The organism is Streptomyces sp. NPDC058274, from assembly GCF_042881375.1.
GTDB lineage: Bacteria > Actinomycetota > Actinomycetes > Streptomycetales > Streptomycetaceae > Streptomyces.
In genome coordinates this window covers 80,947-104,112 of sequence record NZ_JBHVXW010000004.1, presented here as the reverse complement: position 1 = coordinate 104,112, position 23,166 = coordinate 80,947, and the positions used below count along the sequence as shown (strand labels likewise).

Annotated in this window: 21 protein-coding genes; 7 read left to right on the top strand and 14 right to left on the bottom strand. The window is 72.0% G+C overall.

Features of this window, described 5'->3' with window-relative positions:
• Nucleotides 1-56 precede the first annotated feature (56 nt).
• The 7 genes from ACFVYF_RS10450 to ACFVYF_RS10420 form a co-directional block, all read right to left on the bottom strand.
• Entirely contained in the window at nucleotides 57-458 is a 402-nt protein-coding gene (locus ACFVYF_RS10450) for a hypothetical protein (protein WP_389453888.1), read from the bottom strand.
• 22 nt (nucleotides 459-480) lie between these two features.
• Complete coding sequence (locus ACFVYF_RS10445) at nucleotides 481-1,050, bottom strand: protease inhibitor I42 family protein (RefSeq protein WP_389453885.1); 570 nt, start codon at nucleotides 1,048-1,050, stop codon at nucleotides 481-483.
• Nucleotides 1,022-2,605, bottom strand: a complete 1,584-nt coding sequence (locus ACFVYF_RS10440) for a peptidoglycan-binding protein (RefSeq protein ID WP_389453882.1) — start codon at nucleotides 2,603-2,605, stop codon at nucleotides 1,022-1,024. Before ACFVYF_RS10440 ends, ACFVYF_RS10445 begins: the two co-directional genes overlap by 29 nt.
• Before the next feature lie 11 nt (nucleotides 2,606-2,616).
• Complete coding sequence (locus tag ACFVYF_RS10435; RefSeq protein ID WP_389453879.1) at nucleotides 2,617-2,988, bottom strand: hypothetical protein; 372 nt, start codon at nucleotides 2,986-2,988, stop codon at nucleotides 2,617-2,619.
• A gap of 378 nt (nucleotides 2,989-3,366) precedes the next feature.
• Nucleotides 3,367-4,083, bottom strand: a complete 717-nt coding sequence (locus ACFVYF_RS10430) for a TetR/AcrR family transcriptional regulator (protein ID WP_389453876.1) — start codon at nucleotides 4,081-4,083, stop codon at nucleotides 3,367-3,369.
• A gap of 20 nt (nucleotides 4,084-4,103) precedes the next feature.
• A complete protein-coding gene (locus tag ACFVYF_RS10425; RefSeq protein ID WP_389453873.1) occupies nucleotides 4,104-5,021 on the bottom strand; it encodes an SDR family NAD(P)-dependent oxidoreductase in 918 nt (305 codons plus the stop codon).
• Between the two features lie 104 nt (nucleotides 5,022-5,125).
• On the bottom strand, nucleotides 5,126-5,872 hold the full coding sequence (locus ACFVYF_RS10420) for an SDR family oxidoreductase (protein ID WP_389453870.1): 747 nt from the start codon (nucleotides 5,870-5,872) through the stop codon (nucleotides 5,126-5,128).
• A 137-nt stretch (nucleotides 5,873-6,009) separates the two neighbouring features.
• Between ACFVYF_RS10420 and ACFVYF_RS10415 the strand changes: the two genes are divergently transcribed.
• Entirely contained in the window at nucleotides 6,010-6,405 is a 396-nt protein-coding gene (locus ACFVYF_RS10415) for a nitroreductase/quinone reductase family protein (RefSeq protein WP_389453867.1), read from the top strand.
• Nucleotides 6,406-6,643: 238 nt separating this feature from the next.
• On the opposite strand, the gene ACFVYF_RS10410 is transcribed toward ACFVYF_RS10415, so the two are convergent.
• The 6 genes from ACFVYF_RS10410 to ACFVYF_RS10385 all read right to left on the bottom strand — a co-directional run bounded on the left by ACFVYF_RS10410 (nucleotide 6,644) and on the right by ACFVYF_RS10385 (nucleotide 14,630).
• Nucleotides 6,644-8,095 carry an aldehyde dehydrogenase family protein gene (locus tag ACFVYF_RS10410; RefSeq protein WP_389453864.1) on the bottom strand — a complete coding sequence of 484 codons (1,452 nt, stop codon included), beginning with the start codon at nucleotides 8,093-8,095 and terminating at the stop codon, nucleotides 6,644-6,646.
• On the bottom strand, nucleotides 8,092-9,822 hold the full coding sequence (locus tag ACFVYF_RS10405) for an amidohydrolase family protein (protein WP_389453861.1): 1,731 nt from the start codon (nucleotides 9,820-9,822) through the stop codon (nucleotides 8,092-8,094). The genes ACFVYF_RS10410 and ACFVYF_RS10405 overlap by 4 nt, the downstream gene beginning before the upstream one ends.
• A gap of 354 nt (nucleotides 9,823-10,176) precedes the next feature.
• Nucleotides 10,177-11,295, bottom strand: a complete 1,119-nt coding sequence (locus tag ACFVYF_RS10400; protein ID WP_389453859.1) for an LLM class flavin-dependent oxidoreductase — start codon at nucleotides 11,293-11,295, stop codon at nucleotides 10,177-10,179.
• A 97-nt stretch (nucleotides 11,296-11,392) separates the two neighbouring features.
• Entirely contained in the window at nucleotides 11,393-12,169 is a 777-nt protein-coding gene (locus tag ACFVYF_RS10395; protein WP_389453856.1) for an SDR family NAD(P)-dependent oxidoreductase, read from the bottom strand.
• 136 nt (nucleotides 12,170-12,305) lie between these two features.
• Nucleotides 12,306-13,247 carry an LLM class F420-dependent oxidoreductase gene (locus ACFVYF_RS10390; protein WP_389453853.1) on the bottom strand — a complete coding sequence of 314 codons (942 nt, stop codon included), beginning with the start codon at nucleotides 13,245-13,247 and terminating at the stop codon, nucleotides 12,306-12,308.
• Between the two features lie 135 nt (nucleotides 13,248-13,382).
• Nucleotides 13,383-14,630 (bottom strand): amidohydrolase family protein, encoded by a 1,248-nt coding sequence (locus ACFVYF_RS10385; RefSeq protein WP_389453850.1) that lies wholly within the window; start codon nucleotides 14,628-14,630, stop codon nucleotides 13,383-13,385.
• Nucleotides 14,631-14,877: 247 nt separating this feature from the next.
• Here ACFVYF_RS10385 and ACFVYF_RS10380 point away from each other — a divergent pair, with 247 nt between their 5' ends.
• The 3 genes from ACFVYF_RS10380 (at nucleotide 14,878) to ACFVYF_RS10370 (ending at nucleotide 18,705) form a co-directional block, all read left to right on the top strand.
• Nucleotides 14,878-17,820 carry a BTAD domain-containing putative transcriptional regulator gene (locus ACFVYF_RS10380; RefSeq protein ID WP_389453847.1) on the top strand — a complete coding sequence of 981 codons (2,943 nt, stop codon included), beginning with the start codon at nucleotides 14,878-14,880 and terminating at the stop codon, nucleotides 17,818-17,820.
• A 214-nt stretch (nucleotides 17,821-18,034) separates the two neighbouring features.
• Nucleotides 18,035-18,238 (top strand): hypothetical protein, encoded by a 204-nt coding sequence (locus tag ACFVYF_RS10375; protein ID WP_389453844.1) that lies wholly within the window; start codon nucleotides 18,035-18,037, stop codon nucleotides 18,236-18,238.
• A 311-nt stretch (nucleotides 18,239-18,549) separates the two neighbouring features.
• Nucleotides 18,550-18,705, top strand: a complete 156-nt coding sequence (locus tag ACFVYF_RS10370) for a hypothetical protein (RefSeq protein ID WP_389453841.1) — start codon at nucleotides 18,550-18,552, stop codon at nucleotides 18,703-18,705.
• Here ACFVYF_RS10370 and ACFVYF_RS10365 read toward each other — a convergent pair.
• Nucleotides 18,702-20,303, bottom strand: a complete 1,602-nt coding sequence (locus tag ACFVYF_RS10365; RefSeq protein WP_389453839.1) for a FadD3 family acyl-CoA ligase — start codon at nucleotides 20,301-20,303, stop codon at nucleotides 18,702-18,704. The two genes, ACFVYF_RS10370 and ACFVYF_RS10365, sit on opposite strands and share 4 nt — an antisense overlap.
• Before the next feature lie 103 nt (nucleotides 20,304-20,406).
• Here ACFVYF_RS10365 and ACFVYF_RS10360 point away from each other — a divergent pair, with 103 nt between their 5' ends.
• Genes ACFVYF_RS10360 through ACFVYF_RS10350 form a run of 3 tightly spaced genes read left to right on the top strand, consistent with a single transcriptional unit; the run spans nucleotide 20,407 to nucleotide 23,033 of the window.
• Nucleotides 20,407-21,735, top strand: a complete 1,329-nt coding sequence (locus ACFVYF_RS10360; protein ID WP_389453836.1) for a lipid-transfer protein — start codon at nucleotides 20,407-20,409, stop codon at nucleotides 21,733-21,735.
• A gap of 9 nt (nucleotides 21,736-21,744) precedes the next feature.
• Entirely contained in the window at nucleotides 21,745-22,257 is a 513-nt protein-coding gene (locus ACFVYF_RS10355; RefSeq protein ID WP_389453833.1) for a Zn-ribbon domain-containing OB-fold protein, read from the top strand.
• On the top strand, nucleotides 22,254-23,033 hold the full coding sequence (locus ACFVYF_RS10350) for an enoyl-CoA hydratase/isomerase family protein (protein ID WP_389453830.1): 780 nt from the start codon (nucleotides 22,254-22,256) through the stop codon (nucleotides 23,031-23,033). The genes ACFVYF_RS10355 and ACFVYF_RS10350 overlap by 4 nt, the downstream gene beginning before the upstream one ends.
• The last annotated feature ends 133 nt before the right edge of the window (nucleotides 23,034-23,166 follow it).

Genomic DNA, 23,166 nt, shown 5'->3' with positions numbered 1-23,166 from the left:
GCCAGGGCCGGGTCGTGACAGTTCCCGTCGGCCAGGGCCGTTCGTGACGGTCGCGGTCAGCCGCGGGCTCGTTCCAGCTGCCGTAGCTCGATGACACTCGCCACGGCCCGCAGCCAGCGGGCGGCGGTGTCGTCGGCGGCGACACCGCCGACGAGTTCGGTGGCCGCCTGCAGCCAGGCGCGGACCACGGCCGCCGCTTCGGGGCGCGGCAGCGGTTCGGGCAGCTCCGCCGCGTAGGCGAGGCCGCCGGCGCGGACGGTGTCGGCGAGGAAGGCGACCGAGCGGGGCTGGGTGCCGAGGCGGTCGAGGACCACCGCGGCGCCCGCGACGCCGTCGCCGAACAGCGCGGTGCGCCGGGGTCCCGCGGGCGCGGTGAGGCCGTACCGCAGCAGGACGGTGAAGTCGAGCCGGGCCAGTTCGTCGTCGGTGCGGGACGGGGGGTGCGGGGTGGTGTTCATGGCGAGCCTCGGTTGTCTCGTCTCAGCTGACGGTGACGGTGTAGGTGACGCGCTCGGGCTCGGGGGACGAGGACGAGGACGAGGTCGGCGTGGCCTTCGCCGATGAGGGCGAGGAGGTCGAGGAGGGCGTGGTCGTCGCCGACGGGGTCGACGAGGCCGTCGCGGTCGGGGTGTTCGGGTCCGTCGCCGACGCGGTCGGGGAAGCGGTGCTGTCGTTGCAGGTGTTGAACGTGCAGTGCAGCAGCACGATCTTGGTGGTGCCCTTGCCGGTGGCCTCGAAGGTGAAGACGAGGTGGCCGCCGCTGCCGGGCGCCGCCTCGTCGGAGTCCGACTCGTAGCGGTTGCCCCGGCTGCGGACCACCGAGCTGTCGGGCTTCGGGTCGGCCAGGTACCAGTGCTCGCGGGTGGAGGCGTTCTCGTTGACAGCGAGCGTGAAGCGCTCCCCGACCCCGGCGGTGATGCTGCTGTCCGAGACGGGGTGGCTGGTGGGTCCGTCCGTGCCGCCCCCGCAGCCCGCGACGAGTGCGAGGAGCGCGGCCGCCGCGACGGCGCCGGTGCCCCTGCTACTGCGGGACGTAGACCTGGTACGCATTGGGGAGATCACTGCTGGATGCCTTACCCATGTTGCCGTTGATGAAGTCGTCTTCGCTGACCCAGGTGGTCGTGCCCCAGGGGTTGTAGACCTGCAGCATGTCGCCCTCCTGGGCGATGATGGTCATCGCGTGGGCGCCGTTGCTGCCCGAGACGTCGACCGGCACCGGGCGCCCCTCCGCGACCGCCTTCTCGACGTCGGTGAGCACCGCCCGGCGCTCGTCCGCGTTGTTCAGGTCGTGGCGCTGGTAGTCGTTGCCCGTGGCGCTGCCGATGGCGGAGTCGGCGATGCGTTCCTGGCCCTCCTGGCCCATGCCGCCCCAGTTCGCGCCGCCGTCGCCCTCGGTGTGCAGCCGGTGCTGTTCGGCCACCAGACGGTCCCTGAAGGCCTTGGGGTCGTCCTCCTGTCCGCTGGGGCCGCCGGTGAGGTCGAGGGCGTACACGGGGTCGACCATGGCGCGGGCGGTGACGGTGGACGAGGCCACACAGGTGCCCTCGGAGCCGTTGCCGCCCTGGATCCACGCCTGGCCGTCGAACGTGACGGAGTCCTTGTTGTTGTTGGAGCCGTCCTTGGCCAGGCCCTCGTCGTCGAGGCTGTCCGCCTCGGTGACCACCGGCGTGAGGTGCCGGCGCATCCATTCGGGGTCCTTGCCGTGGATCTTGCCCTGGAACGCCTCGATCTCCTGGACGCTGTGGCCCGAGGCCAGGGCCTTCATCAGATAGGCCCGTTCCTGCGCGCTGTCCGAGTGCGACAGCATCCGCTCCATGGCCGCCTCGTCGTCGAGGTTCAGCTGGTCCATGCGCCGGGCGGCGCGCTCCAGGTCGCCGGCCGAGAGGATCTCGTTCATCTCGGGATCGCCGTCCACCGCGCTGGTGTCGGCGAGCATCAGCCGGTCGACGGCGGTCAGTTCACTGGTGTCCAGCTTCCCGGCGCGGGCCTCGGAGGTCCACTTGTTGAGGTCCCGGGCCGCGATCCGTACGGCCTCCTCCTCGGCGACGGCGGCCGCGTGCATCAGCCCGACCCCGTCGGAGGCGAAGAAACGGGCGGTCAGCCGGTCGTTCTCCTCGTCGTCGTTCTCGTGCAGGTCGTCGAAGAACCCGTCCCTGCCGCCGAGTTTGCTCTTCGCGTCCTGCAGTTTCCCGCGGCCGTCGCCGTCCCGCTGCTGTGCGTCCTTGACCGCGTCGGCCAGCGCGAGCAGCACCATCGCGCCGCCCTGGAACGCCTCGGCCAGCTGCGTCGCGGCGCGGGCGGCGGCGGCCACCACGTCGGAGGCGAGGACGCTCGTGTCGCCGACCCAGACCTCCGGCAGGCCCTTGCGGGACACCCGGTCGACCCGGTCGTACACGTCCCCGGCCTTGTCGACCTGGTCGCGGTACTTCTTGCTCAGCGTCTCCAGCGTCCCCACGTCGCCCTTCGGGGCGGACACGGAGAGCGCGCTGTCGATCAGGTCCAGCAGATCGTTCTTGCTGCCGGCCTTGGGGATGGACTCGCAGAGCCCGGCCAGCCATGCGCGGCGTCCGGCCGGAGTGTCCGCCGGCCGCAGGAATCCCGTCATCTCCGGAGCCCTCAGTAACCCGACAGGGCCGAGGGGCGCCCGGCGTTCGTCGAGGTGGTGGTGAGCCGGCTCTCGCCGACGGTGACGCTGTTGGTCTGCGTCTCGACGAGGGAGTCGCTGCCGGAGTAGGCCCCCTTGGCGAGCCGCACCTTGTCGCCGAGCTCGTGCAGCGCCGATTCCAGCGTGCGGGCTTCCGCCTGCCACGCGGTGGCGAACGAGTTGAACGCCGCGGAGGCGTCGGAGCCGCCCAGGGCGTCCGCCGAGTAGCACATCGCCGGCGTGACGGCCGTGCGGATCTTCCCCGCCTGGTCGCCCGCGCCGTCGAGCTCCTTGGCCGGGCCCGACATGCCCGCCTTGACCTGGTAACCGTCCGAAGAGGTCATCTTTTTCCCCCGATCCCGTCCCCGTGCCTCCCGCGCTGTCGACGCGGGCGCCCGGGCCGGGCCATGCCTTCGATCTGACCGTGCGGGGGAGGCTAACACGGGGCGGACACACCGCTGTCCCGGATCACATGCCTCCCACAGGGCTCACACACGATCCACGTGGTGACGCTGCTGGGGGGCTTCGCCGAGGCCCCCTGGGGGCCGTCTGGGGGCTGTTGGCGACCGCCCGGGGACTCCGCCGGCTTCTGGCGCCCCCGGCCCTCGCGGCGAACCGGCGCTCCCGGCCCTCGCAGCGCTCACGGCGAACCGGCGCTCCCCGCACTCCCGGGCCATCCCGGGCCATCCCGGGCCATCCCGGGCCATCCCGGCGCAACGGCCCTACTCGCGCGGCGCGTTGGAGAGCCGGTCCAGCCATTCGGTCAGCAGGGTTCCCTCGGCGGGGGTGAGCGCCGGGCTCGGCGACTGGCGGAGCAGCGCGCCGAGCGAGGCCGCGGTGGCGGGCACCCGTACCTCGTCCCCGCCGGCCGGGGAGGCGGCGCCCGCGGCCATCACTTCCGGCGTGAAGACCATCGCGTGGACGGCGTCGCGGACGCGGCGCGAGATGGTCGGGTCGTCGAAGGTCGCCGGGCGGGAGACCAGCATCAGGGCGACCCCGACGTTGGCGGACATCACCAGCTGCGCCGCCAGCTCCGGCGCCATCCGCAACTTGCCCTGCTCGGCGGCCCGTTGGAGGTCGGAGGTGAGGATCCGGTGGGACTCCAGGGCGGCGGCCGGCGGGGTGCGCATCGCCGGGGAGTTCATCAGCCGGTAGAGGTTCGGGTTGCGCAGGGCGAAGTCGGTGTGGGTGTCCCAGCCGTCCCGCAGATCCTGCACGGGATCCGTACCGGGGCCACGCTCGCGCTTGGTCGCCAGGTACTGGCCGAAGCCGTGGTCGACGACCGCCGACAGCAGGCCCTCCTTGTCCCCGAAGTGGCGGTAGAGCGCGGGTGCGCCGACGCCCGCCGCCTCGCACACGGCCCGGGTCGAGACGTCCCCGTCCGGGGACTCGGCGACCAGGGCCGCGGCCACTTCGAGAATGCGCGCTTTCGTACTCACGGGAGCGACGCTACCCGCCGTCACGCGGGCGCCTCCGTCCGCTCGCCGACCGACTGCGGGGCCAGCAGGTCGGCCAGCCCGATCCGGGTGAGGAACTCGGCGCGGATGCGGTCCGCGACCCGGCTGACCTCCTCGGACCCGTCGTTCGCGGGGTCGACATGGACCCGGAAGGGCCGCTTCCCGTCAGGGGCGTCGACGATCTCGACGATCGCGTCGGCCACCAGGGAGACATCGGCGTCGGCCGGGGCGAGGGCGGCCAGGCGCTGGGCGACCTGGTCCATCAGTCCCGCGTACCGCGCCTCGTACGCGGGGATCACGGTCTGCTCGGCCGGGTGCCCGCCGGTGGCGAAGTGGTTGGTGCCGGAGGTGAAGGCGCCCGGCACGACGATGCTCGTCTCGATGCCGAAACGGGCCAGCTCGGCGGCGTACGACACGGCGAGCGCGTCCATCGCGGCCTTGGCGGCGAAATACGGCGCCAGATAGGGCGGGGTGCCGCCCCGGCTGGAGGTGGACCCGACCCACAGCACCAGGCCGTGTCCCTGGGCGCGCAGCTGGGGCAGGGCGGCCCGGTTGACCCGCTGGGTGCCCAGCACGTTGGTGTCGTAGACCGCGGCCAGCTCCTCGGGGGTGAAGGCCTCCGTCGGCCCGGTCACCATGTGGCCGGCGTTGTGGACGACGACGTCGAGCGTGCCGGCCTCGGCGAGGATCGTGCCGACGGCCGCGTCCGCCGACTCCTGGGAGAGGACGTCGAGTTCGACGGTCCGCAGCCGCACACCGTGCTCGGCGGCGTACGCCTCGGCCTGTGCGACGCGGTCCGCGTTACGGCCGCCGGTGTCACGCATCGCCGCGTAGACCGTGTGGCCGGCCCGGGCCAGTGCGCGGGCGGCGAGTGCGCCGAAGCCGGAACCGGCGCCGGTGATGACGATGGTCTTGCTCATGGCAGAACTCCTCGAAGCAGTGCGGTCGTTACTGGTCGAAGCAGTGCGGTAGTTACCGGTCGGCGGGACGGCTCTCGCTCACCGGTCGGCGGGACAGCTCTCGCTCAGACGATTCCGCCGTTGGCGCGGATCACCTGGCCGTTGACCCAGCGGCCGGGGCCGGCCAGGAAGGAGACGACCTCGGCGATGTCCTGCGGCGTACCGAGGCGCTCCAGCGGCGGCTGGGCGGCCATCCGCGCGACGGTCTCCTCGTCCTTGCCGTCCAGGAAGAGCGCGGTGGCGGTCGGGCCGGGCGCCACCGCGTTGACGGTGATGTCCCGGCCGCGCATCTCGCGGGCCAGGATCAGGGTCATGGCCTCGACGGCGCCCTTCGTGGCGGCGTACCCGCTGTAGCCGGGGAGGGCGAGAGCCAGCACGGAGCTGGAGAAGTTGATGATCGCCCCGCCCTCGCGCAGCCGGCGGGCGGCCTGCTGGTCGACGACGAAGGTGCCGCGGATGTTGGTGCGGTGCATCCGGTCCAGGGCGTCGAGGTCGGTGTCGACCAGCGGGGCCAGGGTCATGACGCCCGCCGCGTGGACGACCACGTCGACACCGCCGAAGGCGGCCTCGGCCGCGTCGAAGAGGGCGGCCACCTCGGTCTCGTCGGCCACGTCGGCGCGGCAGGCGATCGCCTGTCCGCCGTTCTCCGTGATCGCGGCGACGGCCTTGTCGGCCTCGGCCTGGTTGCCCGCGTAGTTCACGACGACGGCGAATCCGTCGGCGGCCAGGCGCTCGGCCGTCTCCCGGCCGATCCCACGGGACCCGCCGGTGACGACGGCCACCCGGCTGGAAGTGCTGGACTGCTCGCTCATGACGTTGCTCCTGTCGCAGCTGGGGTTGCGGTGCGCACCCCGACAAGAACAACGCTAACACCAACACGTTAGCGACGCTACGGGCCAGCCGGCTGGAGTACGTTCACACCGGCAGCGGACCGGGAGAAGGAGCACGCATGTCGCGTCAGCACGAGGCCAAGTTCCGGGCGGTCACGGCCTTCCAGCGGCGGATCGCCAATCCGCTGCTGCGCCGGGTGCCGTTCCAGACCCTCCTGGAGACCACGGGCCGCACCTCCGGCCTGCCGCGCCGCACCCCCATCGGCGGGCGCCGCGTCGGACAGGCCTTCTGGCTCGTCTCCGAGTACGGCGAGAAGTCCCAGTACGTACGCAACATCAAGGCGAACCCGCAGGTCAGGGTAAGAGTCAACGGCCGTTGGCATGCGGGTACGGCCCATCTGATGCCCGCGGACGACCCCCGCGCCCGGCTGCGCACCCTGCCCCGCTTCAACAGCACGGCGGTCAAGGCCTTCGGCACCCAGCTGCTGACCGTGCGGGTGGATCTGGAGGGCTGACCGCCCGGCACGAGCGAACGGGCCGCGCCCGAACGCCGCGGTGCGGAGCGCTCAGCGAGCGGGTGGGTCGGCCGGCCCGTGGCCCTGCCCATGGCCGTCCCCGGCCGGATGGTAGAAGGCGGCCCGCAGGCCCGCCCCTGGCATCCGGCGGTCCGCACCCTGGCGGAGTCGGCCGCCGGTCATCTGGCACGGTCCGCCTCCCGCTCCTCGGAGGCCGGAGCCGTCCCGGACAGCGGCGTCAGCCCGCCCACACGATCGACTGCACCTCGCTGTACGCGTGCAGGGCGTACGAGCCCACGTCCCGGCCCACTCCGCTCTTCTTGAAGCCGCCGAACGGGGCCTCCATGTTGCGGCCGACGGTGTTCACGCCGACTCCGCCGGCCCGCAGGCGGCGGGCGACGCGGAAGGCGCGGGCCACGTCGGCCGACCAGACGTAGTCGATCAGGCCGTAGTCGCTGTCGTTGGCGAGGGCGATGCCCTCCTCCTCGTCGTCGAAGGGGACGACCACGACGACTGGGCCGAAGATCTCCTCCCGGACGACCCGCATGTCGGGGGTGCAGTCGGCGAGCAGGGTCGGCGCGACATAGAACCCCCGCTCGTACGGCGGCCGTTGACCGCCCGCGACGACCCGCGCGCCCTCCTTCCGGCCCAGTTCGACGTACGACTCGACGCGGTCGCGGTGGGCCGCCGAGATGACCGGGCCGACCACCGTGCCCCGCTCCCGCGGGTCCCCCACCTTCAAGTGACCTGCATAGGCGGCCAGTTGTTCGACCAGCCGGTCATGCAGACCCCGCTGCACCAGCACCCGCGTCGGCGCCGTGCAGATCTGTCCGCTGTAGAACGAGAACGTGGTGCCGATCCCGGCCACCGCCGAGTCCAGGTCCGCGTCGTCGAAGACGAGTGCCGCGCCCTTCCCGCCCAGCTCCATGAGCTGCCGTTTCATCCCGCGCCCGCAGACCTCGGCGATCCGCTGCCCGACGGCGGTGGACCCGGTGAAACTCACCATGTCCACGTCGTCGCTGTCGACCGCGGCCTCGCCGGCCTCCGCCCGGGAGCCGCTCACCACGTTCACGACCCCCGGCGGAACGCCCGCCTCCGCCAGGGCCTCCGCCATCCGGTACACGGACAGCGGGTCCTGCGGGGCGGGCTTCACGACCACGGTGTTGCCCATGGCGAGGGCCGGCGCGATCTTGCCCGCCGGGTTGGCCCAGGGGTTGTTGTACGAGGTGATGCAGGTGACCACGCCGACGGGCTGGCGCACGGCCAGCGCACCCATCACGGCGGCCTTCCCGAAGGGGCCCGCCTCGTTGATCTGCGGCGGCAGCGCCTGCTCCACGGGCTCGGGCCGCGCGTACCGCCGGAAGCGTGCCATGCCCACACCCACCTGCATGCCGCGTGCGGTGCCGGTCGTGGCGCCGCTCTCGGCCTGGGCGAGCTCGGCGTACGGGACGAAGTTGCGCTGGATGATCCCGGCAGCGCGGTCGAGGACGGCGGCGCGTTCCCCGGCGGGCGTGCGCGACCACGCCCCGAAGGCCTCGCGGGCCGCGGCGGCCGCCGCGTACACCTGCTCCCGCGAGGCCTCCGGCGCAAGGCCGACGACGCCCTCGGTCGCCGGGTCGATCACCTCGTAGAACCCGTCGTCCGGCGCGACCCACTCCCCGTCGATGAACAGCCGCTGTTCCTCGGTCACTTGGTGCTCACCGTCCTGGTGTCCCGCCCCGACCGCAGCACCCTCCCCGGCACGGAACCGCTCACCACGTCGTCCCGGATCACCTCGACTCCGTTGACCCAGACGGCTTTCACGCCGATCGCCCTGGCGTCGAGCCGCGGACTGTCTCCCGGCAGGTCGTGCACCAGGGTGGCCTTGCCCGCGTCGATCCGCTCCGGGTCGAAGAGCACGAGGTCCGCATGGAAGCCCTCCCGCAGCCGGCCGCGCTCGCGCAGCCCGAAGAGCCGCGCCGGGTCGTCCGTCAGCATCTTCACCGCCTGCTCCAGCGACACCAGCTTCCGCCCGCGCAGACAGTCCCCGATGAACCGGGTGGTGTACGGGGCTCCGCACATACGGTCCAGATGGGCGCCCGCGTCGGAGCCGCCGAGCATGACGTCCTCGTGCCGCCAGGTCTCCTGCCGCAGCGCCCAGGAGTCGGGGTCGTTGTCGGTGGGCATCGGCCACAGCACCGTACGCAGCCCGTCGTTGGCGCAGATCTCCACCAGGCACTGGAACGGCTCCTGGCCGCGCTCGGCCGCAATGTCGTTCACGACCCGCCCGGTCAGGCCCTCGTTCGCCGCGCTGTAGGTGTCGCCGATGACGTACCGCCCGAAGTTGGCGAGCCGGCGGAAGACGCCCGCCTCCTTGCTGTCCGCCCGGCGCAGCATCCCGGCCCGTACGTCGGGGTCGCGGAGCTTCTCGATCCGCTCCGGCACCGGCAGGCCCAGGACCTCGCCCCACCCGGGGATCAGGTTCAGCGCGCAGAAGGTGCCCAGCGACATGTTCATGGGCGTGAGGATCGGCATGGTGAGCGCGACGATGCGGCCGCCGGCCTTGCGGGCGCGCTCGCTCGCCTCCAGCTGGCGGGGGACGCGCTCGGGGACGGACGCGTCGATCGTCAGGACGTTCCAGTTCAGGGGGCGGCCCGCCGCCGCGCTCATCTCCACGAACAGATCGATCTCGTCGTCGCTGAACTGGTCGAGGCAGCCGGCGACGATCGCCTCGATCTGGGTTCCCTCGTGGTCGCCGACGGCCCGGGAGAGGGCCAGCAGTTCCGCGGGCTTCGCATGCCGGGAGGCGACCGGTTTCCCGTCGCCGTCGGAGTGGGTGGAGGACTGGGTCGTGGACAGCCCCCAGGCTCCGGCCTCCATCGCCTCGTGGAAGAGGGCGAGCATCTCCGCAAGCTGCTCCTCGGTCGGCTGCCCGCCGACCGCGTCCGCGCCCATCACGTACCGCCGCAGCGCACAATGCCCCACCATGAAGCCCGCGTTGACGGCAATCCGCCCTTCCAGGGCGTCCAGGTACTCCCCGAAACTGTGCCAGCTCCAGGGCGCGCCCTCCTCCAGGGCGACCAGCGACATGCCCTCGACCTTGGACATCATGCGGCGCGTGTAGTCGGCGTCATCGGGGCGGCCGGGATTCAAGGGGGCAAGGGTGAAGCCGCAGTTGCCGCCCGCGACGGTCGTCACCCCGTGGTTCAGCGACGGCGTCGCGTACGGGTCCCAGAAGAGCTGCGCGTCGTAGTGCGTGTGGGGGTCCACGAAACCGGGCGCGAGGACGAGCCCGGCGGCGTCCTCGCTGGTCCGCGACGGCTCGGTGACCGACCCGATCACGGCGATTCGCCCATCCCGTATCCCCACGTCAGCGGTATACGCGGCCGCCCCCGTCCCATCCACCACGCTCACACCCTTGATCAAATGATCAAGCATCTCCAACCCCTTCCCTCACATCCCTCACCAGAGCCCCGCCAGGGACAAGCCCCCGAAGGGGGTCAGGGGCGCGGGGAACTGCGCGCCCAGCCCCCACTCCCCCGCAGCCAAGCGACTCCCGCCCCGTCAGGGGCAAGACCCCGAAGGGGTCAGGGGCGCGGGGAACTGCGCGCCCAGCCCCCACACACCCGCAGCCAAGCGACTCCCGGCCCGCCAGGGCCAAACCCGACCCCGAAGGGGTCAGGGGCGCGAGGAACTGCGCGCCCAGCCCCCACACACCCGCACCCGCACCCGCACCCGACAGGGAGCCCCACCCACAAGGACCGCCCCCGCAAAAACCAGCAACGCGACCCGTCAGGCCGACTGCCGGAACCGCGAGGTCCGGTGCACAGGATCCGTATCGATCTTCGGAATCACGTGCTCCCCGATCAGCTTGATCGACTGCAACGTGTCCTCCCGCGAGATCCCGATCGGCATCCCGAAGGACAGCTGATCGGCCCCCGCCTGCTCCCACCGCTTGCACTGCGTGAGCACCTCGTCCGGGTCGCCGCAGATCAACAGCTCCTCGGCGATGAGGAGTTCGATGATCTCCTCGTTGAACTCGGGGAGCGTCTCGGGCCACACGGGGAAGCCCTCGGGCCGCGGGAAGGTGTCGTGGTAGCGGAAGACGAGCGACTGCAGATAGTGCAGTCCACCGCCGGCCGCGATCCGCACGGCCTCCGCGTGCGTCGGCGCGCAGATCGCCGTCGACGTCACCATCACGTTGTCGTTGACGAAGTCCCCGACCGGCTCGGCCTCGACGATCGCCGTCTTGTACTGCTCGAGGACCCACTCCATGTCGGAGACCTTCTGCACACTGAAGCCGAGCACCCCGAGCCCCTTGCGGGCGGCCATGGCGTACGAGGGCGGCGACCCGGCGGCGTACCACATCGCGGGGTGCGACTTCCCGTACGGCTTGGGCAGGATCTTGCGCGGCGGCAGCTGCCAGTGCTTGCCCTGGAACCCGACGTACTCCTCCTGGAGCCACATCTTCGGGAACTCGGCGATGGTCTCTTCCCAGATCTCCTTGGTGTAGTTCATGTCGGTGACGCCCGGTATGAAGCCGAGGATCTCGTGCGAGCCCGCGCCGCGTCCGGACCCGAACTCGAAGCGTCCCTCGCTGAGATGGTCGAGCATGGCGACCTTCTCGGCGACCTTCACCGGGTGGTTGACCTGGGCGAGCGGGTTGAAGATCCCGGAGCCGAGGTGGATGCGCTCGGTGGCGTGGGCGAGGTATCCGAGGAAGACGTCGTTCGCCGAGAGGTGCGAGTACTCCTCCAGGAAGTGGTGCTCGGACGCCCAGACGTACTTGAAGCCGGACTGGTCCGCCTGGATGACGTACTCGGTCTCCTCCATCAGCGCCTTGTGCTCCGCGAGTGGATCCGTCTCGGCGCGCTTGCCCACGTATCCCTGTACAAAGAGCCCGAATTCCAAGGAGGTTCACCGTCCCCACGTCTTAGCTGACGTACCGTCAGATTCTCTGCGCCGACTGTTGCACCGCACCCATGGACCGTCAATAGCTGACGCCCTGTCAGATAACGCTCACGCCCGCCAGCCAGCCGCCGTCGATCACGAAGGGCTGCCCGGTGATGTACGAGGAGTCCTCGCTGGTGAGGAAGAGGGCAAGCTTGGCCACCTCCTCCGGCTGTCCGATCCGCCCGAGCGGCACGAGCTTGCTGTACAGCTCGTCGAGCGCCTGGGAGGTCTCCTCGCTGTTCGCGGCCGGGTCGAGCTGCGACGGGTTGCTCATCGCCGTGTCGATGGCACCCGGGCAGACGGCGTTGACGCGGATCTTCCGGCCGGCCAGTTCGAGGGCGGCCACCCGGGTCAGCCCGACGATGGCGTGCTTGGTCGCCGTGTACGCGCCCACGTACGCCATCCCGGTCAGTCCCGCGTACGAGGCGGTGTTCACGATGGTCCCGCCGCCCGCGGCCGCTATCTCCGGCGCCACCGACTTGATCCCCAGGAAGACCCCGACCTGGTTGACCTGCACGATCTGCTGGAACTCGTCGAGGGGCGTGCTGACCAGCTCGTTGAAGCGCAGGATGCCGGCGTTGTTGACGAGCCCGTCGATCCGTCCGTACGCGCTCCCGGCGGCGGCGACGGCCGCGTGCCAGTCGGCCTCCTGGCTCACGTCCAGGTGGACGTACCGCGCCCCCAGCTCCTTCGCCAGCGCCTCCCCCTGGTCGTCCAGCACGTCCGCGATGACGACCCGCGCGCCCTCCGCGACGAAGAGCCGCGCCTCCTGCTCACCCTGCCCGCGCGCCGCGCCGGTGATGAGGACGACCCGTCCGTCGAGCTTGCCCATGGCATGACTCCCTGAGTGAGGTGGGACACGGCTTCAGTCGAGGTGGGACGCGACCCCGGCGCCGAACGCGGCCATCCGGTCGACGAGTTCGACGAGTTCGGCGAGTTCGGCGAGTTCGGCGAGGGAAGTCACGGCTTCAGTCGAGGTGCGGCGCGACTCCGGCGCCGAACGCGGCCATCTGGTCGGTGAGTTCGGCCCGGCTGCGGCTGCGGAACCGCACCTGGATCTGGTGCACCCCCATCGCCCGGTACGCCCTGAGCGACTCGGCGAGCGCGTCCGGCGAGCCGCTGAGCGTGCGCCGCCCGACGTCCCAGCCGGGCGCGCCCACGTACAGCGGCTCGGTGATGGCCCCGACGGCGATGGGGTCGGTGACGCCCGCCTCGGCCCGGAGGCGGTGCAGCCGGGCGATCTGGTCCGGGAGCCGGTCACGGGGATCGTCCTGCGGCAGCCAGCCGTCACCCCGGACGGCGGCCCGGCGCACGGCGGCGGGCGAGGACCCGCCGACCCAGACCGGGATCCGCTCCTGCGCGGGGCGCGGCCGCTGGCCGAGCCCTTCGAAGTCGTACAACTTGCCGTGGTGGACGGGGTATTCATCCGGCCCGAGCGCGGCGCGCAGGGCGTCGATGGACTCGTCGAGCACCGGACCCCGGCGCTCGAAGTCCACCCCCAGCGCCTCGAACTCCTCCTGTACGTGCCCGGCGCCGACCCCGAGGACCAGCCGGCCGCCGGCGAGGTGGTCGAGGGTCGCGTACTGCTTGGCGGTGACCAGCGGGTGCCGCAGCCCGACGATCGCGACATGGCTGAGCAGCCGCACCCGTTCGGTCACGCCCGCCAGAAAGGCGAGGGTGGCGACGGGGTCGTACCAGATGGTGCTCATGGCGCCCGCGAGCCGGCGCGGGATGGCGACGTGGTCGCAGCTCGCGAGGTACGCGAAGCCGGCCCGGTCGGCGGTACGGGCGATCTCGACGAGGTCGTCCGGGCCTGCCTCGGCCTCCCAGCCCTCCGCGTAGATGGTGCTCTGCGACTGGACGGGGAGTTGCATCCCGTACGCCAGTCGCCCTTCCGGCAACACCCACATGGGCACGCACCCCTTATCTGACGGACCGTCACATCGCAGGCAAGCAATGCTCCTTGCTGACGGGTCGTCAGACAAGAGGCGTGCGAGCTTTCACGGCGCCCGCCGGCCGGCGGGCCGGTTCTCCGGTCCACCCCTTCACTGCGCCCAGAGGCCGTCGTCCGTCAGGCCCAGCAGCTCGATGGCGTTGCGCCGTACGATCCGGTCGACGACGTCCGCGTCCAGGTGGCCCATCTGCGCCTCGCCGACCTCGCGGGACTTGGGCCAGGTGGAGTCGGAGTGCGGGTAGTCGGTCTCGTACAGGACGTTGCCGACACCGATCGCGTCGAGGTTCCTGAGCCCGAAGGCGTCGTCGAAGAAACAGCCGTAGACGTGCTCGGTGAAGAGCTCGGACGGCGGCCGGTGGACCTTGTCGGCGACCCCGCCCCATCCCCGGTTCTCCTCCCAGACCACATCGGCGCGTTCCAGGATGTAGGGAATCCACCCGATCTGCCCCTCGGCGTACATGACCTTCAGATTCGGGAAGCGCTCGAACTTCCCGCTCATCAGCCAGTCGACCATCGAGAAGCAGCAGTTGGCGAAGGTGATGGTGGAGCCGACGGCGGGCGGGGCGTCGGCGGAGGTCGAGGGCATACGGCTGCTGGAGCCGATGTGCATGGCGATGACCGTGCCGGTCTCGTCGCAGGCGGCGAGGAAGGGGTCCCAGTCGTCGGTGTGGACGGAGGGCAGCCCCAGGTGGGGCGGTATCTCGGAGAAGGCCACCGCGCGGACGCCCCGGGCGGCGTTGCGCCGTACCTCCTCCGCCGCCAGCCGGGCGTCCCACAGCGGGATCAGCGTCAGGGGTATCAGCCGGCCCCCGGCCGCCGGGCCGCACCACTCCTCCACCATCCAGTCGTTGTAGGCCCGCACCCCCAGCAGCCCCAGCTCGCGGTCCTTGGCCTCGGTGAACGTCTGACCGCAGAAGCGGGGGAAGGTCGGGAAACAGAGCGCCGACTGGACGTGGTTGACGTCCATGTCCGCCAGCCGCTGCGGGACGTCGTACGAGCCCGGGCGCATCTGCTCGTAGGTGATGACTTCGAGCTTGATCTCGTCGCGCGAGTAGCCGACGGCGGTGTCGAGACGGGTCAGCGGCCGGTGCAGATCCTCGTACACCCACCAGTCGCCGATCGGACCGTCGTCGCCGGGGCTGCCCATGACGGGCGCGAACTTGCCGCCCAGGAAGGTCATTTCCTTCAGGGGCGCACGGACGATACGCGGGCCGCTGTCCTGGTACTTCGCCGGGAGCCGGTCCCGCCAGACGTCCGGGGGCTCCACCGTGTGGTCGTCCACCGAGATGATCTTCGGGAAGGCGACTGAGGGACTCTCCGTGCTTTCCGTGGTCTCCATACGGCCCACGGTAGCGCTGATCTGACGGGTCGTCAGCTAGTCGTGGGCCAGGCCGTGGCCCCCCTCGCGGGATCGCCCGTATTCCCGTCCGCGGTGGTCGACTGTGTGCGGATGTGTGGGGAGAGCTTGTGAGGACCTTGTGGTGTAGCGCCCACGCCCCTGTGATCGCCGTCTCCCACGGCTGACGCATCCGCCATGAACAAGGCAAACTGGCCTCGTTGTCATGACGGTCGGCAGGGGGACAGCGATGGACGGTGTACCGCGAGTGCCGGAGCAGCGGGGCCCCGAGAACTCGGCGGCGCTGCGCTTCGGCGTGCTCGGCCCGGTGCGCGCCTGGCGCGGGGCGGAGTCCCTGCCCATGGGTTCCCCGCAGCAACGCGCCCTGCTCGCCGCGCTGTTGCTCCGCGAGGGCCGTACGGCGACGGCCGCCGAGCTCATCGACGCCCTGTGGGGCGAGGAGTCGCCGTCCCAGGCGCTGGCCGCCGTCCGTACGTACGCCTCCCGGCTCCGCAAGGTCCTGAACCCCGGTGTGCTGGTGAGCGAGTCCGGCGGGTACGCCCTGCGCCTGCCCGAACCCGGCGCACTAGACCTCGCCCGCGCCCAGCAGCTCGCCACCGACGCCGAGAAGGCGAAGAACACCGGCGGCCTGTGCCAGGCCCGCGGCCTGCTGAACGAGGCACTGGCGCTGTGGGACGGGGAGCCGCTGGCCGGCATCCCCGGCCCGTACGCGGACCACCAGCGCACCCGCCTGGACGAGTGGCGTCTGCAACTGCTCGAATCCCGCCTCGACATGGACCTGGAGCAGGGCTGCCACGCGGAGGCGGTGTCCGAGCTGACGGTCCTCACGGCCGCGCATCCGCTCCGGGAGCGGCTGCGCGAGCTGCTGATGCTCGCGCTGTACCGCTCGGGCCGCCAGGCGGAGGCCCTCGCCGTGTACGCGGACACCCGGCGCCTGCTCGCCGACGAGCTCGGCGTCGACCCCCGGGCCGGTCTGAAGGAGCTCCAGCAGCGCATCCTCCAGGCGGACCCCGGCCTCGCGGAACCCTCGGCGCCGGCCGCCGAGCCGGCCTCCGCACCCGTACGGCCCGCACAACTCCCGGCGACGGTCCCGGACTTCACCGGCCGGGCGTCCTTCGTGTCCGAGCTCGGCGACGTGCTCGCGTCCGCCGAGGGGCGGGTGATGGCGGTCTCCGCCCTGGCCGGGATCGGGGGCGTGGGCAAGACCACCCTCGCCGTGCACGTGGCGCACCAGGCGCGCGGGGCCTTCCCCGACGGGCAGCTGTACGTGGACCTCCAGGGCGCCGGGGCGCGGGCCGCGGAGCCGGAGACGGTGCTGGGCGCGTTCCTGCGGGCCCTCGGCACCTCGGACTCCGCCATCCCCGACTCCCTGGAGGAGCGCTCCGCCCTCTACCGCTCGGTGCTGGACGGCCGCCGGGTGCTGGTCCTGCTGGACAACGCCCGGGACGCCGCGCAGGTACGGCCGCTGCTGCCCGGCACCGAGGGATGCGCGGCGCTGGTCACCTCCCGGATACGGATGGTGGACCTGGCCGGGGCGCACCTCGTGGACCTCGACGTCATGTCTCCCGAGGAGGCACTCCAGCTCTTCACGAAGATCGTCGGCGTGGAGCGGGTGGCGTCGGAACGCGAGGCCGCGCTCGACGTGGTCGCCGCCTGCGGCTTCCTCCCCCTCGCCATCCGCATCGCCGCCTCCCGGCTGGCCGCGCGCCGCACCTGGACCGTCTCGGTGCTGGCCGCGAAGCTCGCTGACGAGCGCCGCCGGCTGGACGAACTCCAGGCCGGCGACCTGGCCGTCAAGGCCACCTTCGAACTCGGCTACGGCCAGCTCGAGCCGGCCCAGGCCCGCGCCTTCCGGCTGCTGGGCCTGGCCGACGGCCCGGACATCTCACTGGCGGCCGCCGCCGCGGTGCTGGACCTCCCCGTCGAGGAGACGGAGGACCTCCTGGAGTCCCTCGTCGACACGTCCCTGCTGGAGTCCGCCGCCCCCGGCCGCTACCGCTACCACGACCTCGTCCGCCTCTACGCGCGTGCCTGCGCCGAGCGCGACGAACATCCCCCCACCGAGCGCGACGCCGCGCTCTCCCGCCTCCTCGACTTCTACCTGGCCACGGCCGCGGGCGTGTACGCGATCGAGCGCCCCGGGGACCGGCTGGTGGACCACCTGGAGCCGACCGGCACACCGGGCCTTGCCTTCGCGAACCGGCAGGCCTCCTGGGACTGGCTCTATTCCGAGGCCGTACCCCTGCTCGCCTGCGTCCGGCAGTCGGCCGGCCCCGGGACCCTGCGCCGCGCGATCGACCTGCTGTGGGCGGCTGTGGACCTGGCCGAGTCGGGGGCCAACTCCAAGGAGTACGAGGCCGCCGCGGCGGCGCTGCGTGACGCCGCCCGGCAGACGGCGGACACCCGCGCGGAGGGCCGGGCCTGCGTCGTCCTGAGCAACGCCCGTCTCTTCTCCGGGGTGTTCGACCAGGCGTACCGGGAGGCGCAGCAGGCGCTCCAGCTCGCCGAGGCAGCCGACGACCCGCTGCCCACCTGCTGGGCCGCGAACATCCTCGGCAGCATCGCCTTCTACCAGAACCGTCACGAGGACGCCGAAGGGCACTTCAGCCGGGCCATCGAGAGGTTCCGCGGCTGCGGCGACATGGCCGGCTCGGCCAGCCCCCTGTGCAACCTCTCGCGCCTGCACCTCGCCGCCGGCCGCGCCGACAGCGCCGTCGTCCTCGCCCGCCAGGGCACCGAGATCTACGAGACCCTGGGGCACTCCCTCCGGGTGGCCAACGGCCGCTATGCCCTGGGGATGGCCCTCGGCAAGAGCGGGCAGCATGCGGACGCCACCGCGCAGCTGGAGGAGGCGCTGCGCATCTTCCGCGGCAGCCGGCAGCGGCTGTGGGAGGGCATGGCCCTGTGCCGGCTCGCCGAGGTCGACCTGGACGCCCGCAAACCGGCGCGGGCGGCGAGCAACGCCGAGATGGCCCTGACGGTGCTGCGGGGCATCGGCGGCGAGTGGCGCCGCGGCAACGTCCTGACGGTCCTTGGCAGGGCCCTGGAAGGCATCGGCCAGTCCGGCCGGGCCCAGGTCTGCTGGCGCGAAGCCCTCGAGATCTACGAGAAGCTGGGCTCGCCGGAGGCCGCCGAGGTCCGCACACACCTGACGCCGATCGCGGCTGCGTAGGCGGTCCGTCAGGGCGTTCATCGTTCGTTTATCGCGGTCAGGCAGTCTTTTCCTTGTCGATCCGTCGCGTCGGGGGGCAGACGGACCGCCGGTGAAGGTCGCCTCGCTCGCAGTTCAGGGTGGGCGACCCGAGTGGCCCGTCCGGCCGTTCACGGGGGAACAGCCGGACGGGCTCTCGAAGTCCAGCCAGTGCCACAACAGGGGAGGCAGCAACATGAGCGCCACGGAGAAGGACGGCCCGGTCGTCGGACCCGACAACACCCACGTCACGGGCGGGGAGGCGGACGCGGGGGACATCAGGCCGCTCAACACCCACGTGACCAGCAGCCCGATCAAGCCGCTGAACACGCACGTGACCGACGAGGACGACGGCGAGACCACGCCGGACAACACGCACGTGACGTCCGAGCCCAGCTAGACCTTCACCCACACGGGGATCGGCCGCGGCGGCGCGGAGGGGGAGCCGCCGCGGCCGAAGTGTGTGCGGCGCGATGTCTGTTGATGCCGGGCGCCGGGGGGCACCCGGCATCCGAATGCACCAGCCGTGGCGGACACCCGGCATCCGGACCCGCGCGCCGTGGTGAGCGCGTCCGGACGCCGGATCCGCCACCGCGGCGGGCGCGTCCGGACGCCGGATCCGCCGCCGTGGCGGGCGCGTCCGACGTCCGGACCCCCTGCCGTGGTGGACACCCGCCGTCCGGACGCGCCCTCTCAGCCACAGGAGTCGCCATGACCCGCACCAGGAAGACCCTGATCACCCTCGCGCTCGCGCTCGCCGCGGCCACCGTCGCCGGCACCTCGGCACCGACGTTCGCCGGCACCCCCGCGCAGGACACCGGTGTGGCCCACACGGACAACACCCACATCACGTCCGAGGACGGCTAGGTCCTGGTGCGCAACTCCCCCTTCACCACCTTCCCGCTCGCGTTGCGCGGGAGTTCGCGTACGAATTCCACTGTGCGGGGGACCTTGTAGTTGGCCATCTCGCGGCGGGACCAGGCGATCAGGTCGTCGGCGGTGAGGGTGGAGGTGGGGCGGCGGACGACGTAGGCCTTGCCGACCTCGCCGAGGCGGGGGTCGGGGATGCCGATGACGGCGACGTCGGCCACGTCGGGGTGGAGGCCGAGGAGCTGCTCTATCTCGGCGGGGTAGGCGTTGAAGCCGCCGACGATGAACATGTCCTTGATGCGGTCGGTGATGCGCAGATTGCCGTCGCGGTCCAGTACGCCGACGTCGCCGGTGCGCAGCCAGCCGTCGGGGCTCAGTACGGCGTCGGTGGCGAGGGCGTCCTCGAAGTAGCCCCGCATGACGTTGAAGCCGCGGACCAGGATCTCGCCGGGGGAGCCGGCCTCGACGGTGGCGCCGGACGCGTCCACGACCCGTACCTCCGTGCCCGGAAGGGCGCGTCCCGACGTCGCGGCGATCACCGGCGGCGCGTCCCCGCGCCGGCACATCGTGACGATGCCGCTCGCCTCGGAGAGCCCGTACGCCGTCAGGACCGTGCCGATCTTCAGCTCCGTCTTGAGGCGCTCCACCAGCCGCAGCGGGACCACCGCCGCACCGGTCACCACCAGCCGCAGCGCCGACAGGTCGTACGCGTCCCGGGACGGGTGGTCCAGGAGGGACTGGTGGAGCGTGGGCGGGCCCGGCAGGACCGAGATGCGCTCCGCGGCGACGTTCGCGAGGACCGTGTCCACGTTGAACACCGGCTGCGGGATCATCGTCGCGCCCCGCATCAGACAGGCCACGATCCCGGCCTTGTAGCCGAACGTGTGGAAGAAGGGGTTCACGATCAGATAGCGGTCCCCCTCGCGCAGACCGGACAGTTCGCACCACATGGCGTACGCGCGCAGCGTCTGCGCGTGGGTGATCACCGCTCCCTTGGGGCGCCCCGTCGTCCCGGACGTGAAGACGATGTCCGAGGCGGAGGAGCCGGTGACGTCCTCGCTCCGCGCCCGGATCTCGGCCGGTCCCACCCCCTCCCCGCCGGCCAGGAAGTCCTTCCAGGTACGGAAGTCGGCCGGGGCGTCGTCCGAGAGCACGACCACCTGCTCCAGATGCGGCAGCCCCGGCAGCGGTCCGGGCCCGTCCCCCTCCCCCGCGGCCCGCCGCAGCGACGCCACATACGACGTCCCGAGGAACGTGCCCGTCACGAACAGCAGTTTCGCCCGGCTCCGGGACAGGACGTACGCCGCCTCCGCCCCCTTGAAGCGGGTGTTCAGCGGGACCAGGACCGCGCCGGCACAGACGGCACCCAGTGCGGAGACGATCCAGTCCAGGGTGTTGGGCGCCCAGATCGCCACCCGGTCACCGAGCCGCACCCCGTTCGCCAGACAGGCCGCCGTCGCCCGCTCCACGCGCGCGCCCAACTCCGCGTACGAGACGCGGGTACGGCCCTCGACGACCGCCTCGGCGTCGCCGTACCGCTCGGCCGCGGCCCGTACCAGTCCCGGGATGCTGCCCCACTCCAGGTCCCCGCGCATCGCACGCCTCCCCACGACCCCGACACCACTAGCTGACTACCCGTCAGATTAGCTGTAGCCTGACGCCCTGTCAGCAGCCGGGACGGCGTGCGGAGGTGGACCCATGGCGGGGATCAGGGCGACGGGCACGACCGGAGCAGCAAGGGCGAGCAGGGCCGCGCGTGCGGGCCTGGCAGCAGGTACGGGTACGGACACCGGGGCGGGACAGCAGGTCGCCGGGCCCGCGCCCGGCGGTGACGCGAGCCCCGCGCGCCGCCGGTCACCGTCCCGCCGGTCCGGACACTCCGCCGGGATCAAGGACGCCACCGCGATCGTCGGCATCGGACAGACGGCCTTCGCCAAGCAACTCCCGGAGTCCGAAAAGGCGTTGGCCTGCCGGGCCATCCTCGCCGCGCTCGACGACGCCGGCATCGCACCCGCCGAGGTCGACGGTCTCGCCTCCTACACCATGGAGGAGACCGACGAGGTGGAGGTGGCCAAGGCGCTGGGCTTCGGCGACCTCACCCACTTCAGCAAAGTCGGCTACGGCGGCGGCGGTTCCTGTGCCACCGTCGCCCATCTCGCCGCCGCCGTCGCCACCGGGCAGGCCACGGTCGGTGTCGCCTGGCGGTCACGCAAGCGCGGCAGCGGTCCCCGGCCCTGGAAGAACACCACCGTCCAACTCCCCACCCCCGCCCAGTGGACCCGGCCCTTCGGCCTGCTCCGCCCGGCCGACGAGATCGCCATGCTCGCCCGCCGCTACATGCACGAGTACGGCGCCACCCGCGACCACCTGTTCCACGTCGCGCTCGCCTGCCGCAACCGGGCCAACCAGAATCCCGCCGCCCTGATGTACGAGCGCCCGCTGACCCGCGAGATGTACATGACCTCCCGCTGGATCAGCGAGCCGCTCTGCCTCTTCGACAACTGCCTGGAAACGGACGGGGCGTTGGCCTGCGTCATCGTCTCGGCCGAGCGGGCGCGCGACTGCCGGCAGCGGCCCGCCTACATCCACTCCGTCGCCCAGGGCCTGCCCGCCCAGCACCACGGCATGGTCAACTACTGGAACGACGACCCCCTCACCGGCCCCGCCTGGACCGCCGCGCGCCACCTATGGAAGCACTCCGACATCACCCCGGAGGACGTGGACGTCGCCCAGATCTACGACGCCTTCACCCCCCTCATACCGCTCTCCCTGGAGGGCTACGGCTTCTGTGCCCGCGGCGAGGGCGGGGCGTTCACCGAGGGGGGCGCGCTCGAAATAGGCGGGCGGCTGCCGCTCAACACCGGCGGCGGTGGCCTCTCGGAGGCGTACGTGCACGGCTTCAACCTCATCAACGAGGGCGTGAAGCAACTGCGCGGCACGAGCACCGCCCAAGTCCCCGGCGCCGCCACCTGCCTGGTCACGGCCGGGGAAGGGGTCCCGACCTCCGCCCTGCTCCTCAGGGCCTAAGGAGCCGACATGACGGCCACCAGCGACACGCTCCTCTCTCCCGTCCCCGACGACGACGGAGCCCCCTTCTGGCGGTACACGGCCCGCGGTGAACTCCGCGTCCAGGCCTGCGCCGCCCCCGACTGCGGCGAGCTCCGCTTCCCGCCCCGCCCCTGCTGCCCGCACTGCCACTCCTTCGACAGCGAGTGGCGCCGGATGAGCGGACGGGGCCGGATCTGGTCGTACGTCGTCCCGCATCCGCCGCTGCTGCCGGCCTACGCGGAGCAGGCGCCGTACAACGCGATCGTGGTGGAACTCGCCGAGGCTCCGCGGATCCGGCTCGTGGGGAATCTGGTCAGCGGGCCCGACGCGCCTCTCAACTCGGTCGATCCGGAGCGGATCCGGATCGGGGCGCGGGTGCAGGTCGTCTTCACGCAGGCCGACACCGAAATCGGAAGCGGAGGCGGAGGCGGAAGCGGAGGCGGTGACGGCTTGGGGTCCGCCGGGGTGTGCCTGCCCCGCTGGGTGCTGGAGCGGTCATGAGCGGCGGCCTGCGCGTCAGCATCGACAAGGACAGCGGCGTGGCCGTCCTCACCCTCGACCGGCCGGAGCGGCTCAACGCGATCGACCTCGCCACGGCGGCCGAACTGGCGGCCGCCTGGCGGGAGTTCCGGTTCGACGACTCCGTACGGGCCGTCGTCGTCACCGGCGCGGGTGAGCGGGCCTTCTGCACGGGCATCGACCGGGGCGTGGACGTGGCGCAGCCCAACTCCCCGTACATGATGGACGATCCGCTCCTCGCGATCGGGCCGAAGGCGAACGACCTGTGGAAGCCGCTCATCGCCGCGGTCCAGGGAATGGCCTGCGGTGGGGCGTTCTATCTGCTGGGTGAGGCGGAGTTCGTCGTCGCGGACGAGACCGCCACGTTCTTCGATTCGCACACGACGTACGGCATGGTCAGCGCCTATGAGTCCGTGCACATGGCGTTGCGGATGCCGTACGGGGAGGCGGCTCGGATGGCGCTCATGGGGACCGCCGAACGGGTCTCCGCGCGGCGGGCCTACGAGGTCGGACTGGTGTCCGAACTGACGGCGCCCGGTGCCGCGTTGGAGGCGGCCGTGCACTGCGCGACGGTCATCGCCTCCTACCCTCCGGGGGCTGTGCAGGGCACGGTCCGCGCCCTGTGGACGGCACGGGAGGCAGCGCGCGCCCACGCCTTCGCGCAGGCGCCGCACCTCATCACGCTCGGCAATCTGGCCCCGGAACGGCAGGCGGAACTGTTCGCCGCGCGACGGCCGGACGGCTTTCGGGTGCGGTGAGTCCGGACTGACCGTCGTGCGCCCGGTGCCGGTGGGTGGGCGGGTCCGTGCCGGTACATCCGCCCGTCGCCCTACCGGTTCTTCTGTTCCCGGGAGCGCCGACGTTGCCCGTACTCGCGTATGGCGACGGGCA

Coding starts and splice junctions, on each gene's coding strand:
- ACFVYF_RS10450 (WP_389453888.1), bottom strand. CDS start 458: ATGAACACCACCCCGCACCCCCCGTCCCGCACCGACGACGAACTGGCC.
- ACFVYF_RS10445 (WP_389453885.1), bottom strand. CDS start 1,050: ATGCGTACCAGGTCTACGTCCCGCAGTAGCAGGGGCACCGGCGCCGTC.
- ACFVYF_RS10440 (WP_389453882.1), bottom strand. CDS start 2,605: ATGACGGGATTCCTGCGGCCGGCGGACACTCCGGCCGGACGCCGCGCA.
- ACFVYF_RS10435 (WP_389453879.1), bottom strand. CDS start 2,988: ATGACCTCTTCGGACGGTTACCAGGTCAAGGCGGGCATGTCGGGCCCG.
- ACFVYF_RS10425 (WP_389453873.1), bottom strand. CDS start 5,021: ATGAGCAAGACCATCGTCATCACCGGCGCCGGTTCCGGCTTCGGCGCA.
- ACFVYF_RS10420 (WP_389453870.1), bottom strand. CDS start 5,872: ATGAGCGAGCAGTCCAGCACTTCCAGCCGGGTGGCCGTCGTCACCGGC.
- ACFVYF_RS10415 (WP_389453867.1), top strand. CDS start 6,010: ATGTCGCGTCAGCACGAGGCCAAGTTCCGGGCGGTCACGGCCTTCCAG.
- ACFVYF_RS10405 (WP_389453861.1), bottom strand. CDS start 9,822: ATGCTTGATCATTTGATCAAGGGTGTGAGCGTGGTGGATGGGACGGGG.
- ACFVYF_RS10395 (WP_389453856.1), bottom strand. CDS start 12,169: ATGGGCAAGCTCGACGGACGGGTCGTCCTCATCACCGGCGCGGCGCGC.
- ACFVYF_RS10390 (WP_389453853.1), bottom strand. CDS start 13,247: ATGTGGGTGTTGCCGGAAGGGCGACTGGCGTACGGGATGCAACTCCCC.
- ACFVYF_RS10385 (WP_389453850.1), bottom strand. CDS start 14,630: ATGGAGACCACGGAAAGCACGGAGAGTCCCTCAGTCGCCTTCCCGAAG.
- ACFVYF_RS10380 (WP_389453847.1), top strand. CDS start 14,878: ATGGACGGTGTACCGCGAGTGCCGGAGCAGCGGGGCCCCGAGAACTCG.
- ACFVYF_RS10375 (WP_389453844.1), top strand. CDS start 18,035: ATGAGCGCCACGGAGAAGGACGGCCCGGTCGTCGGACCCGACAACACC.
- ACFVYF_RS10370 (WP_389453841.1), top strand. CDS start 18,550: ATGACCCGCACCAGGAAGACCCTGATCACCCTCGCGCTCGCGCTCGCC.
- ACFVYF_RS10365 (WP_389453839.1), bottom strand. CDS start 20,303: ATGCGCGGGGACCTGGAGTGGGGCAGCATCCCGGGACTGGTACGGGCC.
- ACFVYF_RS10360 (WP_389453836.1), top strand. CDS start 20,407: ATGGCGGGGATCAGGGCGACGGGCACGACCGGAGCAGCAAGGGCGAGC.
- ACFVYF_RS10355 (WP_389453833.1), top strand. CDS start 21,745: ATGACGGCCACCAGCGACACGCTCCTCTCTCCCGTCCCCGACGACGAC.
- ACFVYF_RS10350 (WP_389453830.1), top strand. CDS start 22,254: ATGAGCGGCGGCCTGCGCGTCAGCATCGACAAGGACAGCGGCGTGGCC.